At 37.8% G+C, this 12,714-nt stretch carries 15 protein-coding genes; 3 read left to right on the plus strand and 12 right to left on the minus strand.

Annotated elements, in window-relative coordinates; genetic code table 11:
• Positions 1–139: 139 nt before the first annotated feature.
• From ACFX4G_RS07760 to ACFX4G_RS07790, 7 genes are all read right to left on the minus strand, one after another.
• Positions 140–484 (minus strand): Na-translocating system protein MpsC family protein, encoded by a 345-nt coding sequence (locus ACFX4G_RS07760; RefSeq protein ID WP_377573752.1) that lies wholly within the window; start codon positions 482–484, stop codon positions 140–142.
• A gap of 399 nt (positions 485–883) precedes the next feature.
• Complete coding sequence (locus tag ACFX4G_RS07765; protein WP_014459966.1) at positions 884–1,075, minus strand: hypothetical protein; 192 nt, start codon at positions 1,073–1,075, stop codon at positions 884–886.
• A 118-nt stretch (positions 1,076–1,193) separates the two neighbouring features.
• Complete coding sequence (locus tag ACFX4G_RS07770; RefSeq protein ID WP_025751820.1) at positions 1,194–1,385, minus strand: hypothetical protein; 192 nt, start codon at positions 1,383–1,385, stop codon at positions 1,194–1,196.
• Between the two features lie 101 nt (positions 1,386–1,486).
• The gene (locus tag ACFX4G_RS07775) at positions 1,487–2,050 is read right to left on the minus strand and encodes an MFS transporter (protein WP_013083286.1); all 564 of its coding nucleotides are present in this window, start codon (positions 2,048–2,050) and stop codon (positions 1,487–1,489) included.
• Positions 2,047–3,483: an FAD-binding protein gene (locus tag ACFX4G_RS07780; RefSeq protein ID WP_377573819.1), complete on the minus strand. Its 1,437-nt coding sequence runs from the start codon at positions 3,481–3,483 to the stop codon at positions 2,047–2,049. Before ACFX4G_RS07780 ends, ACFX4G_RS07775 begins: the two co-directional genes overlap by 4 nt.
• A 197-nt stretch (positions 3,484–3,680) precedes the next feature.
• A complete protein-coding gene (locus tag ACFX4G_RS07785; protein WP_014459963.1) occupies positions 3,681–3,818 on the minus strand; it encodes a hypothetical protein in 138 nt (45 codons plus the stop codon).
• 77 nt (positions 3,819–3,895) lie between these two features.
• Entirely contained in the window at positions 3,896–5,878 is a 1,983-nt protein-coding gene (locus ACFX4G_RS07790; protein ID WP_377573755.1) for a methyl-accepting chemotaxis protein, read from the minus strand.
• A 149-nt stretch (positions 5,879–6,027) separates the two neighbouring features.
• Between ACFX4G_RS07790 and ACFX4G_RS07795 the strand changes: the two genes are divergently transcribed.
• Positions 6,028–6,252, plus strand: a complete 225-nt coding sequence (locus ACFX4G_RS07795) for a hypothetical protein (protein ID WP_014459961.1) — start codon at positions 6,028–6,030, stop codon at positions 6,250–6,252.
• Positions 6,253–6,281: 29 nt separating this feature from the next.
• Here the strand turns inward: ACFX4G_RS07795 and ACFX4G_RS07800 are convergent, their stop codons facing one another.
• The gene (locus ACFX4G_RS07800; RefSeq protein ID WP_271996790.1) at positions 6,282–6,782 is read right to left on the minus strand and encodes a metallophosphoesterase family protein; all 501 of its coding nucleotides are present in this window, start codon (positions 6,780–6,782) and stop codon (positions 6,282–6,284) included.
• Positions 6,783–6,938: 156 nt separating this feature from the next.
• On the opposite strand from ACFX4G_RS07800, the gene ACFX4G_RS07805 reads away from it, so the two are divergent.
• The gene (locus tag ACFX4G_RS07805) at positions 6,939–7,238 is read left to right on the plus strand and encodes a hypothetical protein (protein ID WP_013083290.1); all 300 of its coding nucleotides are present in this window, start codon (positions 6,939–6,941) and stop codon (positions 7,236–7,238) included.
• A 148-nt stretch (positions 7,239–7,386) separates the two neighbouring features.
• On the plus strand, positions 7,387–8,496 hold the full coding sequence (locus ACFX4G_RS07810) for a metallophosphoesterase (RefSeq protein WP_377573759.1): 1,110 nt from the start codon (positions 7,387–7,389) through the stop codon (positions 8,494–8,496).
• Between the two features lie 20 nt (positions 8,497–8,516).
• Here the strand turns inward: ACFX4G_RS07810 and mug are convergent, their stop codons facing one another.
• The 4 genes from mug to ACFX4G_RS07830 all read right to left on the minus strand — a co-directional run bounded on the left by mug (position 8,517) and on the right by ACFX4G_RS07830 (position 12,623).
• Complete coding sequence (gene mug / locus ACFX4G_RS07815; protein WP_230184109.1) at positions 8,517–9,029, minus strand: G/U mismatch-specific DNA glycosylase; 513 nt, start codon at positions 9,027–9,029, stop codon at positions 8,517–8,519.
• 68 nt (positions 9,030–9,097) lie between these two features.
• Positions 9,098–10,432, minus strand: coding sequence for a coiled-coil domain-containing protein (locus ACFX4G_RS07820; protein ID WP_377573763.1), 1,335 nt, complete (start codon positions 10,430–10,432; stop codon positions 9,098–9,100).
• 589 nt (positions 10,433–11,021) lie between these two features.
• Positions 11,022–11,831, minus strand: a complete 810-nt coding sequence (locus ACFX4G_RS07825; RefSeq protein WP_230184111.1) for a uroporphyrinogen-III synthase — start codon at positions 11,829–11,831, stop codon at positions 11,022–11,024.
• Positions 11,832–11,858: 27 nt separating this feature from the next.
• Positions 11,859–12,623: an IclR family transcriptional regulator gene (locus tag ACFX4G_RS07830; protein ID WP_043982600.1), complete on the minus strand. Its 765-nt coding sequence runs from the start codon at positions 12,621–12,623 to the stop codon at positions 11,859–11,861.
• Between the last annotated feature and the right edge of the window lie 91 nt (positions 12,624–12,714).

The following is a 12,714-nucleotide window of genomic DNA, read 5'->3' on the forward strand; positions in this document are numbered from 1 at the left end:
CAAGGTTTTTGAATGCTGCCTAATAATCCTGCACTTTCTTTACAGTATATCAGTCATCATTATCTATAATAAAATCAAATAAAAAACAAGCAGATCCTACTTCTCTTTCATTTAATTAAATTATGTATTTTACGTTGTTCTACTGAATACTGGTTTCAAACACAAACACAGAAACAGCGATATCTTCTTCTACTTTGATATCAGAAAATAAGTACTCCAGCTTAGCTCCTAACAAGTCTTCAAGCCCCTCTGGAGGAGATGAAGCGTAAAGGTTTTGAATAAGCTTTGTTCTTGCCATATGTACCGTCTCTTTACCTTCGGTTGTTCTCGCGATAAATTGTTCAGCTGGCGTTAAGTTGCCGTACAAAGTTGAAATAGCCATATTTTGAACAAATACAGTATGAATTCGTTCTGGACCTTTTCCAAAAAGTTTTTTGCGCAGCTTTCGGATAATATCATTAAAAGCATGTATTTTCTTAGACACTGGTGTATGCCTCCGCTTATCTCGAGTATGTCTCCCTTGCTCATTCAAGTTTTCAACTAAGAATAAGTTACATTATACATGACGACGTTTACATTGTATACAATGTATCTGTTTTATCCCCGTTAATCCAAATCATCGCAAAACCATTACGAAATGATAAAAAAAAATCCTTCACTTATTAAAGTGAAGGATTACCTTTATATCTCTACTTAAAGGTTACAAATGGATTCTCAGTTATCAAAGAAATAACTAAGAACTTTGACAAAATAGCATGTCAAAATAGTCAAGTGGTATGTTTGTACCAGTAGTTAATGCTATCACGTTAAAGCCATGGAATCCAATTAGTTTACTTTCATAATACTTTATTTAATTTAAATATTCTTTTTTGATAGGAAACCCTTAATCTTCATCACGATCTGCTCTAAATTCATCATCAGATAATGAATTTAGTTGGTGGCTAAGCTTTTCGTAGTTATCTTGTTTCTGATTTTGTTGTACATCACTAGATATAGGAGCTTCACTAGAAACAGTAGATTTTTTTCTCGTCTCTTCGCCTCCGCTAACTCCAAACCCAACATTGTTATCTGTCATCGGATTCACCTCTTTAACTGTTATTATGGAGAATTTCTCTAAAAAAATAACAGGAAACAAAAGGGATTCCCACTTAGCTAATAGCGGTCCAAGCTTCCTTACTTACACCAAATCGTATTTAAATAAGGAAATGACCTGCTTTAACCCCATAGGCAATACCAACAAAAAAACTTGCTATACCTAGTGTTTGACTTTTACATACATACTTTATAGTTAAGCCTGGAATCAGACCCCATATAATGATGAAAATAGCGAACGATACTATAATAGAAGACCATGCATCTTGCCCTGATATACTTATACCTTGCATAAACGTTTCTCCTTTCAGTACTTATATCGGGAGAACATAAATTTTTTATAGTATCTTATAATACGAACTAAAAAATTCAAGTGACCTGTCCATATATGCTTTTACAGCGAATGGTGGCGTTCAAGCTCGACTGTTTTTGGTTTTTGCCATATTAATACCCCTGCCGCTACATACATAAACGAAGTGATGTAAAAAAGGCTGCCGATTGTAAGGAAATCAATGATATACCCTGTTGCAATCACGGCTAAAGCTGCCCATATAGAGGTCCATAAATGATAGTGTCCTACTTGTTTTCCTGTATGAGCACGATCTGTCTGCCTAGATAACGCTATTTTTTCTGCTGTTTTTTGAAGAGCTCCAAGTAGCCCCATTATAACTTGAATGATATACACCTGCGTAATAGTTGATAGAACGGGAATCACCAGCATAACAACCGCCATCCCAAACGTATATAAAATGAGCAAGCGCTTTTCTCCTACTCTGTCACTCCATGAACCGATTAAAGGGTGACTCAAAGCTGCGGTTAAAGCAAAAATTCCATAAGCTAAGCCAAATTGTGAATAACTATCGCCAAGATTTCGAAGCAGTAAAAGGTAAAAAGGAAAAACAATACTGCTTGCAGTAATCATCAGGCTTTGTGAGTGTAAGAGTTGTTTGTACGTCATTTTCCATACTCCTTATAAAATAAATTAACGAACGTTTCCTTTGGATCATATTTTCTTTTTAAATTAAAAAAGGCGGTTGTATGAGGGTAAGCCTCTTCTAATTGCTTCTTGCTTGGGTAGCCGTAGTAAGGCAAGTAATAGCTCCCCTGGTGCTGCAGCGTTACATCCACCATTTTTCTGACAACTCTTTGTGTATCAGCCATGCCTTGATGGTCTTTTTTCTGGTTAATAAGGAAAACGAGAGCAAACATGTCGTCTTTTGCATAAGACATGACGGCTTTATTGTCTTTTTCTACATAGCGAACAGTAATGTTCAGTAAATTTAATTTCTCTGTTGCTAACACTTCCCGTAAATCATCGATGTAAGAAGCAAATTCATCAACCGGAACGAAGTATTCTTGTAAAACTTCCGTCCGGCTAGCACTTTCGTATTCCATAAAATCACTTTCAGAACGCATAACATTATTTCTTGTTTCAAGCCGTCCATTTTGTCTTAAAAAATAAGCCTTTTGTGTTTCCCACAGCATATCTTTTCCCCAGTCACTGTACCGAGACAGTCCAAGCATAAATTTAGGAAGTGCCACTATTTTTTCTGTTTTGAGCGGTTCTTTTACAGTAGAAGTATTTTGAGAAGATAAGCGATAGTTTGTGACGTACATATCTGTTAGTAATTGATTAGGAGAAACAGAAATACGCGCCATATGCATACGAACGTCAGGGTTATGCTGTACGTAGTTTTTAAAATACGCTGTATACTGTCTATAATCTAAGCGGATAATTTCATCTTCGTACCATTCATCGTCCGTCAAATGAAGCGTCACATCTAAAATGACTCCAAATAACCCGTAGCCTCCGTTTACTAAAGAAAACAGCTCAGGGTGTTTTGTCCGGCTAATTTCGATAATAGACCCGTCGGCCTGCAGGAGACGCATAGATTTTACCGTATCCATTAAAGAACCGTATCGAATATCTCTGCCGTGTACGTTCACGCTAATAGAGCCTCCAACGGTAAAAATATTTTGTGATTGCATAACCTGAAGAGCAAGGCCGTCTTTATGTATATATTGCTGAATATCATTCCACGTTGTCCCGCTTTGAACCGTAATTTCTTTTTGACGTGGCTTGTAATCTACAATTTTATTGTACTGCTTCATATCAAGTAAAATAGCATTCGGATAATACGTCTGCCCTCCTTGACTGTGCTGCATGCCTGAAATCGCTATTTTTTCATGATGCTGTGAAGCGGTTTTCACCCAATTTTTCAGCTGTTTTTCAGTTGTTTCGTGCTTTATTTCTTTGACTTTTGTAGGAAGAAGCCGAGCAACATCTTTCGTTACAGGACGGCTTTGCTGCTGTTTATAAATATGATAGGAGGCATATGAACCTACTAGATAAAAAGATAAAAAAGTTCCTAACAACACGTTTTTCTTCATCACAAACTGTAAGCTCCTTTCTTTATTTCTGTGAAATTATACCATATCAAAAGTGAAATAACACTACAAAAGTGTAATTTTACACTATATTATAATTCGTTTTGAGAAAGTATATGAAAAAAACTTGTAATTTAACGTATGTTAACCTTATTGAAACAAAAAAAGAAAAGACCTAGTGTCTTTTCTTTTTTGTTTCTTTATTTTTCAGCTTCGTATGCAACTAAAGCTACTCTTTTTCCTAACGTTTGTTGAAACTGCTCTTCTAGCTGTTTCAGCTTCGCATGCATATCATCGTTAATTGAAGCTGGCTCAAAGGTCATTTTTGTTTGCTCCATCATACTGTCACCTCTTTCATGTGTGTATGTTCTACTTTTTCCAATATAAAAGAGGTCTATGACGATTTGACGAAAGTTTACAAATTAAATTTGCTAATGAGCGCTGTTAATTGTTCTGCCATTTGAGACAGAGATTGTGCGGAAACAGCAATTTCCTCCATTGAAGCCAGCTGTTCTTCAGTTGATGCGGCCACTTCTTCAGATGTAGCTGCATTTCCTTTAGCAAGGATCGCCATTTCACCTGCTGTACGAGCCACTTCTTCAACCGCTGCTGAAATTTGCTGAGCAGTCGCAGCCACTTCTTCTACTTGCGGAGTCGTTTCATTCATGCTGCTTAGAATTCGTTCGAATTTTTGAATAGCCGTTTGTGAAATTGTTCGTCCTTCTTCAACTTTGTTTGTAACTTGCTCCATTGTATTTACAGATTCCTGAGTATCTTGTTGAATAGCTTGAATAAGCTCAGAAATTTGAGACGCGGACACTTGTGATTGTTCTGCCAGCTTTCTCACTTCCGCTGCTACAACGGAAAATCCTTTTCCATGTTCTCCAGCTCGTGCCGCTTCGATTGCAGCATTTAAGGCTAGTAAATTTGTTTGAGCAGCAATACCGCTGATTACTTCTAAAATGGTTCCAACTTCTTTTGAACGTTGAAACAAAGTACGAATCGTTGTATTAGATAGCTCAACGGATTGAGAAATGGATTCCATTTGTTCGACCGTTTCTCTCACGGCTTTTTCGCCTTCTACAGCTTCAGACGTTGTGTGATTTGATAGCTGAGAAACAGCTTCTGTACGCTGAGCAATAGTAGAAACTCCTTGTACAATCTCATCTAAAGAAGCTGCATTTTGGTCAATAACAGCCGTTTGTTTTTCCGCACTAGAAGCCACTTCTTGTATCGCAACTGATACTTGTTCAGTCGCAGCGCTCGTTTGCTGTGAGCTGGCCGTTAGCTCTTCTGAAGAAGCAGCCACTTGCTCTGCACTCATTTCAACATTTTGAATTAATGTGCGAAGATTGTTTTGCATCTGACTAAAAGCATACCCTAACTCGCCAATTTCATCCTTTGAATTGACGGTAATCGCTGTTGTCAGATCTCCTTCACTAACGCTCAGAGCCTGATTCTTAAGCTGTTTGAGCGGTTTAATAATCGATTGCAACACCACAAAAATGGTAAGACTCCCAATTATCAGACAAGCTACAATGATAAATAGTGTTTTGTAAAAGATAGGCTGTGCAGCTTCACTAACTTCTGATGAATACATAGTGCCTGCAACTTTCCAGCTTGTTGTTTTATTTGTCGTAAAGACCATCTTTTTTTCATTCCCGTTAAAGGTATATTCAAAAGACCCAGAGCTCTTTGCATAAAGCTTGTCAAAAAGAGAATCTGTCGCTTTTGTACCCGCTTTTTCCGTAGGGTGAACAATATATTTTCTTTCTCCATCTAAAAGAAATGGATATCCTTTTTCTCCGATTTTTACTTTGCTGACAGCTTTATTAATGCGGCTAATATCTAGATTCAAAGCAATAACCCCTGTGCCATCCGCCGTTGTTTTCGCTACAGTAATAACGGTCTGACCTGTAGAAGCTGATGGATAAGGTTCAGTGACAACTGTTTTTCCTTTGTTTTGCATGGCTAGCTTGTACCAATCTCGTTTTCTGGGATCATAGCCTGCTTGTAGCACTTTTTTAGGCGATTGAATAAACTTTCCCTGCTGATTTCCTGTAAAAATGCTGACGGCTTCTGGATGAAGCGAAGCATATAAGTTAAAATTTTTCCTTAAAGTAGCCATATCTTTTTCATTGTAGCGCTCGTTGTTTACCACTGATGCAAAAAACTCTACATCATGAATTTTTGGTCCAACGGTATCGTCAATCACTGAATTAATGGACTGTACATTTTGCTGTGCTGTGGTAATAATTTGGTTTTCAATTTCATGTTTCGCCGTTATGTAAGCTGATACACCTATCGTAACAGATGGCACCAATAAGATCGCTGCAAATGCTAGCACCAGCTTTGTCTTAAAGTTATTAAGGGACCTTTTTTTTCTTACTCTCTCCATGCTATGTAGCCTCTCTCTCCGTAGTTAAAAGTGATCGTGCACTTTCTTTCTATCGGCAAGACTTCATATTCCTTTAGTCATCGAGTGTATACATAATTAACAATGGGTGTGAAAAGATAAGAGTACGATAAAAAAAGTAGGTGATTTTAATGGAAGAAAGTAAAAACAGCAAGTCTTTTTCAATGTTTGAAACAGAAAAGGTTCAGCGCGGGGAAGAAAAAGATATTTTTAATATCTATAAAGAAGGAGTAAAAATTGCGGAAGTAAGAGGAACGGATCCTCAAACTCAGCAGGTTATTCCCATGCATGACTTAAATGATTACGAAGAAAATAAGCTTCACGAATATATTGCTCATTTAGACCATACAACGTAAAAATGCTAAAACAAGAGTCCTCTCTTGTTTTAGTCTTTAGAATCATAAAAAATATGTTCAAAACGCAGCGTGTTTTTTTGTATGTACAGAAGTCCAAACGAAAATTGCTTTTCACGCCGCTTGTCAGTAGCGGAACCTGGATTAAACAACGTAATATCACCAATTTGTTTATGAGTAGGAATGTGAGAATGGCCAAAAATTACTGCGTCGACTTGTTCATGTTCAAATGCCAAAAGTGCACGTTTTTCAGTCGTTTTTCCTTTGCCATGACCGTGGGTTACGCCAATCGTAACGTCGTTAAACGGAAGAAGTAATGAAGATGGTAGTACTTGCTGAAGCTCTTCACTGTCTACATTTCCAACCACCCCATGTACAGGAGCAAACACACGCAGGTCATTGTAGACATCTATCGTTTGAAAATCTCCCGTATGAATAATAGCATCAGCTGTTTTCAGTTCGGCTAAGAGTCTTTTCGGAAAATGTTTCGCTCTTTTTGGAATATGAGTGTCACCTAAAATAACAATCTTCATTTATGATACGCTCCTTTTTCATTCAATATGGTGTAGTGTAGCGTATTGCGTTGGAATGAAGCAACTCTATACGGAGCGTCAGGCAAAAAATTTCTCTTTTTCGTTTAAGTTTGCGAAAATACGTTACATACTAAGTTACAGAATGGAGTTTTCGAAATGGAAGTAAAAATTAATCGAAACGCAGCAAAAGTGTTAAAAAATGCATTGGCTAGCCCAGAAGGTCAAGGAAAAATGATTCGTGTATATGTAACTATCGACCACGGTGATCACGCGCATTATGATTGGAAATTCGATACGCCGACTGAACATGATGAAATCGTAAAAACAGATAAAGATATCGATATCGTTTTAGATAAACGCGAGAAATTTTTAGAAGGCGTATGGATTCAATATTTCCACGTTCCAGAGCCTGAATTTGTGATTAGCAGCCTTCACCACGCGCATCACCATCATTAATACAAAAAACACACCTTGTTTTATAGGTGTGTTTTTTCGTTTGTGTGACAAGCAAAAATTTTATTGATAAGAAGAAGAGATAAAATTTTGTTGAAGCAATAAAAATGAGCTATAGTGGAATTACGGATGAAAGAAAAGAGGTTAGCGTATGAAAGTAAGTGTGTTAGTAAGGTCTATTTTAGTTGTTATTTTATATAATTTATTCGTTCTGTACATCGGATGGAACGCTTGGATGTGGTTTCACACAATGTTTGAAGTGGAAAACAAATGGATTCTTACAGTAATCGTTGTCTTTTTTGCTTATTCCTTTATCATCAGTCCTGCGTTTCAACAAGTGAGCATATTTAAAATTGTGGGATCGTACTGGTTAGGATTTATTCAATATTCGGTTCTTTTGCTTCCTATAAGTAATTTAGCCGTCTATATTCTTACTCTTCTAGGCGCTTCGCTTTCTACAGCTATCGATTCAATTGGATTTTTCATAATTGCCACTTTTTTATTCATTTTTGCTTACGGTACGTATAATGCTTACAGTCCTGTGGTAATAAAATACACGATTTCGCTTGCTAAAAAGACGAATCGGAAAAACCTTCGCATTGCTGTAGCATCTGATATGCACTTTGGCACATTGTCCGGCAAAAAACATTTGCAGCGGTTAATCACTCATGTACAAAAGATACAGCCGGATCTTATTTTACTTCCTGGAGATATTATTGACGATGATCCCCACGTATTCTTTAAGAAAGAAATGGATTCTATGATGAAGCAGCTCAAAGCGCCTTTAGGCACGTATGGAATTTTGGGAAACCATGAGTATTACGGCGGGAAGATCCCTCAGTTTGTGGAAAGAATGAAAGAAATGAACATCCCTATTTTAATGGATGAAGTGTTAAACATAGGTGATAGCTTGTATTTAATAGGCAGAAAAGACAAGACGGACAAAAACCGAGACAGCTTTTTCGATTTAGCGAGTGAAACGGATCGTTCTCTTCCTGTCATTGCAATGGATCATCAGCCGCTTTCCTTAAAAGAAGCGGAACAAGCAGGCGTGGATTTGCTGCTATGCGGCCACACTCACAGAGGACAAATGGCACCTAATCATTTGATCACAAAGCGGTTATTTGAAATTGATTGGGGCTACAAGCAAAATAACCAACTGCATACCATTGTCTCTTCAGGATTTGGCTTTTGGGGTCCTCCGCTTCGAATCGGGAGCCGATCAGAAATTATTCAAATTGATATTTCGTTTACAAAATAGAGAAAGCCCTAGGGCTTTCTCTATTTTAATGTACGCAGCAACGTCGGAAGCTCTGCATAAATGGCGACTACTTCATCTACTTTCATTCGAACGAGCCCGCTTGAAGACGGGGCAACAAAGTCCATTATTCCTGATACCATCGATTTCTCTTGTTTACCCCACTTTACTTGCTTGCGTCCGCTGTACTGCTGATAGACACCTTTTCCAACAAAACAAACGATTTTAGGCGTATATGTAGCTATTTTTTCCTTTAAGATTTCTCTGCCTTCTGCATATTCTTCTTTTGTAATCTCATCAGCTGCCTTTGTAGGACGCTCTACAATATTTGTTAAACCGTACCCTAGCTGGAGCAGCGAGTGATCTTCCTCCGGATGATATTTACGATCTGTCAAACCCGCTTTGTGAAGAATCGTCCAGAAGCGATTGGTTGGATTCGCAAAATGATGACCCGTTTCACCTGAACGGATGCTTGGATTAAAACCGACAAATAAAATATCTAAGTTGGGTTGTATATGATCAAAAATAGAATTCATAGTCATACGCTCCTTACAATATAAAAAGAAAACATCCCATCTGGATGTTTTCTTTTTACTATACCCTATTAAATACGAACTACGCGTCCGTTGAATTTTTGTTTCCAGTAGCCGCTGCTCATGTTTGCAATTGCAACACCTGTTGAGCTTTGAGCACCGATGAACTTGCCGCCTCCTACATAAATGCCAACGTGGCCGTCTTTTTTATATGTATCGAAGAAAACAAGATCGCCAGGCTGCATTTGACTAGAAGACACTTGTGTTCCAGCATGCTTTAACGTTTCTGTACTTACAGATCCAAGAGGTCCAAGGTTAACGCCAACTTGAGAATATGCCCAGTGTACGAATGACGAGCAGTCAAATAAGCCGTGGCTAATATCAGACTGGCTGCGTCCACCGCCAAATACGTAAGCAGAGTTTCCAATCCAGCGGTTTCCTACTGTTACAACATTGCTAGCTTTTGGAGCGCTTGTAGGTGCCACATCATTGCTGCTTGCTTTTGGTGCTTCTGCCTTAACAGAAGATGAATCGGCTTTTTCAGCTGGTGCAGCCGCTGCTTTTTGAGCTTGCTCAGCTGCTTTCTTGGCTGCCTCTTTAGCCGCTTGTTCAGCTGCTTTTCTTGCTGCTTCTTCTGCAGCTTTTTGATCTTTAATATTTTGTTCAAGCGTAGACTGTTCATTTGCAAGAGAGCTGTCTTTTGATTGTAGAGAAGCTTTTAGTTCTTCATTTTTTGCTTCTTTATCTTTTAGTTCTTTTGCCAATGTATCTTTTTGTTTCTTTTGAGCTGCTAGCTGGACAGTCATTTCATCCAGTTCTGCCTTCATGTCTTCTAAGCTAGCAAGCTTAGACTTAACATCCGCTTGTTTTGTTTTTAATTCGTCTTGCATATTTTTAGTTTCTTTTAAAATACCACGGTCTGCATCTACAATAGTTGAAACAGCTAGCGCGCGGTCTACAAAATCACCAAAACTTGAAGAACCAAGTAAAACTTGTAAATACTCTACGTTACCACCGCTTTCCTGGAGGGAACGTGCACGATCTTTTAAAATATCGTTTCGCTTTTCAAGTTTTTCTTGAAGCAGCTTAATTTCTTTTTCAAGCTGCTCTACTTGTTTAGACGTTTCTTTAATATCGGCTTCTGTTTTTTGGGCTTTTTTATTGTTTTCTTCTTCTGCTATTGTTAATCGCTCAAGCTGTGCTTTCATTTGATCTTGTTCTGCTTGAAGGCGTGTTAATTCATCAGAAGCTGCTTTGATGTTAGATTGCACATCTTGACGCTGATTTTGAATTTGCGATTTTTGTGATTCCATATCCTGAATGGTAGAGGCATACGCTGGAGTTGATAAAACTCCTCCCAGGCCTAATAAAACCGTTGTGTTAAGTAAAAGCATTTTCTTTTTCAATATGAATTCCTCCGCTTTCTCGCTCTGTTAAACTAGTAATTTCTAATTATGTATCAATATGTATAAAAGTCTGACAATTTATGTAAAGTTCACTGTATTTGTCGATAAATAGCTAAATATGCTAATGGAAATCTACGAAAATTATACCACGATAAACGTTGAAAAAAAGAATAACAATATTACAATTGTATTTCAGTAATGTAACATTTAACGCTTGTGTATACATTCATCTTTTACCTGCAAAAATATACCTTTATATCCGTGTTAAAATAAATAATCTACCGGGCTTTATACAGCCCTGTTTTTAACATGATAAAATAGGTGATCAAGATTTTTTAAGCTGGTTGGATATAAGTTATTGCTAAAGCGAACGTAACATTTTTTTAACATCCACCTCTGTTTTTTTACCTTTTTCTACTATTTTTGCAATATTTGAAAATGATTTTCTGAAATAGTAACAAATCTATGTTTATCTGTTGTTTGTACGTGTTTAAAAAGAGAGTGATAGGTAATTATCAAACAATATTCGACAACGCTCGGATGAAGTCATACAAAAGACCTTCTCACGGTGAGGCGAGAAGGTCTTTTGTTAATCACGCTGCTGATAATAATGTTCTAAAGCTACAATTGCACTTCCCATTCTTTCTTGATCAGGAATAACAATACGATCTACTCCTTCTTCTTTTAAAGCAGCAGCGGTTACTTTTCCTACGGATACAGCTACTACAGAGCTTTTAAAGAGTTCTCGAATGTGATCAGCTTGTCCGTGTTCTCTTGCAAACGAAAATAAAAAGCGGGCCTGCGGAGCGCTTGTGAAATTAACAGCGTCGATTTTTCCGCTTATTAATTCGTTTATAAGCTGTTCCATGACTTCTGCTTTTGGCGGAATATGCTGATACGGTAAAATCTCTTTAAATTGGGCTTTTTGATTCGAAAGAAAGTCAATCAATTTTGGTGCAGGATCTCCGTGAAGCTGAAGTGCTACATGCTTTCCTTCAAAAGAAAACGAATGAAGCGCCCTGACTAGGCCTGCGGTACTTCCATCATCATCTCGAACGGTTGGAGTAACACCGAGTTTTTTTAACATATTTACGGTTTTATACCCGCGTGCAGCAATATGAGCTGCTTGTAAAGAAGACAGGAATTCGTCCGCCAGCCCTAGCTTTTCTGCTGCTTTATACAAAATTTCCGTCCCGACGCCTGTCGTAAAAATAAACCAATCATAATTTCCTTTTACCAGTTCTTTAATATCTGCTTCTAAATGTGTGTCATCTAAAAAGATGGTTCCTTGTGCAGGTCGTACAAGCGGGGTCCCGCCAAGGTTTTCAACAATTTTGCTGATTTCTTCTACTTTACGCTGACCTACGAGTGCGACTGTTTTACCTTCTAATCGTTTCAATGGTCTACCTCCATTTTTCTATGTATGCTACTTTAATGATCCTTGATAACCGAGTTTTTCAGAAATTAAGCTCGCCGCTTCTGTTACTTTTTGAATAATGAACGGCAGTCTGTCTCCTTGAAATCTCGCTTCAATTCCCGCTACGCTAATTCCTGCAACCACTTCATTTTGATGATTTACAATCGGCGCGCTCACGGATGTTGTAAAGTTTTCTAATTCAGAGGTGCTAATGGTATACCCTTTTTCTTTTGCTTCTTTTAATACATTTCTTAGCTTCTTTTGATCTGTAATAGTTCCAATACCTATTGGAGCTAGCTCCGTTTGAGTAATATATTCCTCTTGTTCTTTTTCGGGTAAATGCGCCAAGATAATGCGTGAACAAGCTCCTGCATAAAGAGGTGAACGCCTTCCAATTGATGTATAGAGACGCACTGGATGAAGCGTATCTACTTTTTCAATATACATAGCTTCATTCCCATCTCGTACAATTAAATTAACCGCTTCTTCTACTTCGTCTCGGAGCGTTTCCATTACAGGCTTTGCGATATTTCTAATATCTAAGCGATTAGCCACCAGCTGACCAAATTGCAAGAATAAAAGTCCTAGCGAATAGTATCCTTGCGCATCTTTTGTTAAAAATCCCATCTCTTCAAGCGAACCAACCATCCGGTGCAAAGAAGTTTTCGGAACGCCTGAATATTCCATCATTTCTGTGAAGGTCAGCTTAGGGTGCTTGATAAAAAGCGTGAGAATCTGCATGGATTTAACAACCGTTTTATTGTTAGCTTGCATAAAACCTTCTCCCTTATTTGTGCGAATACATGTATTTGATAGACGTATAGCTTACTAGCTAATCATATGTTCTTTTTATTATACATGAAGA

The organism is Priestia sp. YIM B13486 (assembly GCF_042787865.1).
Taxonomy (GTDB): Bacteria; Bacillota; Bacilli; order Bacillales; family Bacillaceae_H; genus Priestia; species Priestia megaterium.

What these genes read in the sequence shown, in the direction of transcription:
- ACFX4G_RS07785 (WP_014459963.1), bottom strand. Translation starts at nt 3,818, where the DNA reads ATGGAGCAAACAAAAATGACCTTTGAGCCAGCTTCAATTAACGATGAT.
- ACFX4G_RS07810 (WP_377573759.1), top strand. Translation starts at nt 7,387, where the DNA reads ATGAAAGTAAGTGTGTTAGTAAGGTCTATTTTAGTTGTTATTTTATAT.
- ACFX4G_RS07830 (WP_043982600.1), bottom strand. Translation starts at nt 12,623, where the DNA reads ATGCAAGCTAACAATAAAACGGTTGTTAAATCCATGCAGATTCTCACG.
- ACFX4G_RS07765 (WP_014459966.1), bottom strand. Translation starts at nt 1,075, where the DNA reads ATGACAGATAACAATGTTGGGTTTGGAGTTAGCGGAGGCGAAGAGACG.
- ACFX4G_RS07800 (WP_271996790.1), bottom strand. Translation starts at nt 6,782, where the DNA reads ATGAAGATTGTTATTTTAGGTGACACTCATATTCCAAAAAGAGCGAAA.
- ACFX4G_RS07795 (WP_014459961.1), top strand. Translation starts at nt 6,028, where the DNA reads ATGGAAGAAAGTAAAAACAGCAAGTCTTTTTCAATGTTTGAAACAGAA.
- mug (WP_230184109.1), bottom strand. Translation starts at nt 9,029, where the DNA reads ATGAATTCTATTTTTGATCATATACAACCCAACTTAGATATTTTATTT.
- ACFX4G_RS07780 (WP_377573819.1), bottom strand. Translation starts at nt 3,483, where the DNA reads ATGAAGAAAAACGTGTTGTTAGGAACTTTTTTATCTTTTTATCTAGTA.
- ACFX4G_RS07790 (WP_377573755.1), bottom strand. Translation starts at nt 5,878, where the DNA reads ATGGAGAGAGTAAGAAAAAAAAGGTCCCTTAATAACTTTAAGACAAAG.
- ACFX4G_RS07770 (WP_025751820.1), bottom strand. Translation starts at nt 1,385, where the DNA reads ATGCAAGGTATAAGTATATCAGGGCAAGATGCATGGTCTTCTATTATA.
- ACFX4G_RS07775 (WP_013083286.1), bottom strand. Translation starts at nt 2,050, where the DNA reads ATGACGTACAAACAACTCTTACACTCACAAAGCCTGATGATTACTGCA.
- ACFX4G_RS07805 (WP_013083290.1), top strand. Translation starts at nt 6,939, where the DNA reads ATGGAAGTAAAAATTAATCGAAACGCAGCAAAAGTGTTAAAAAATGCA.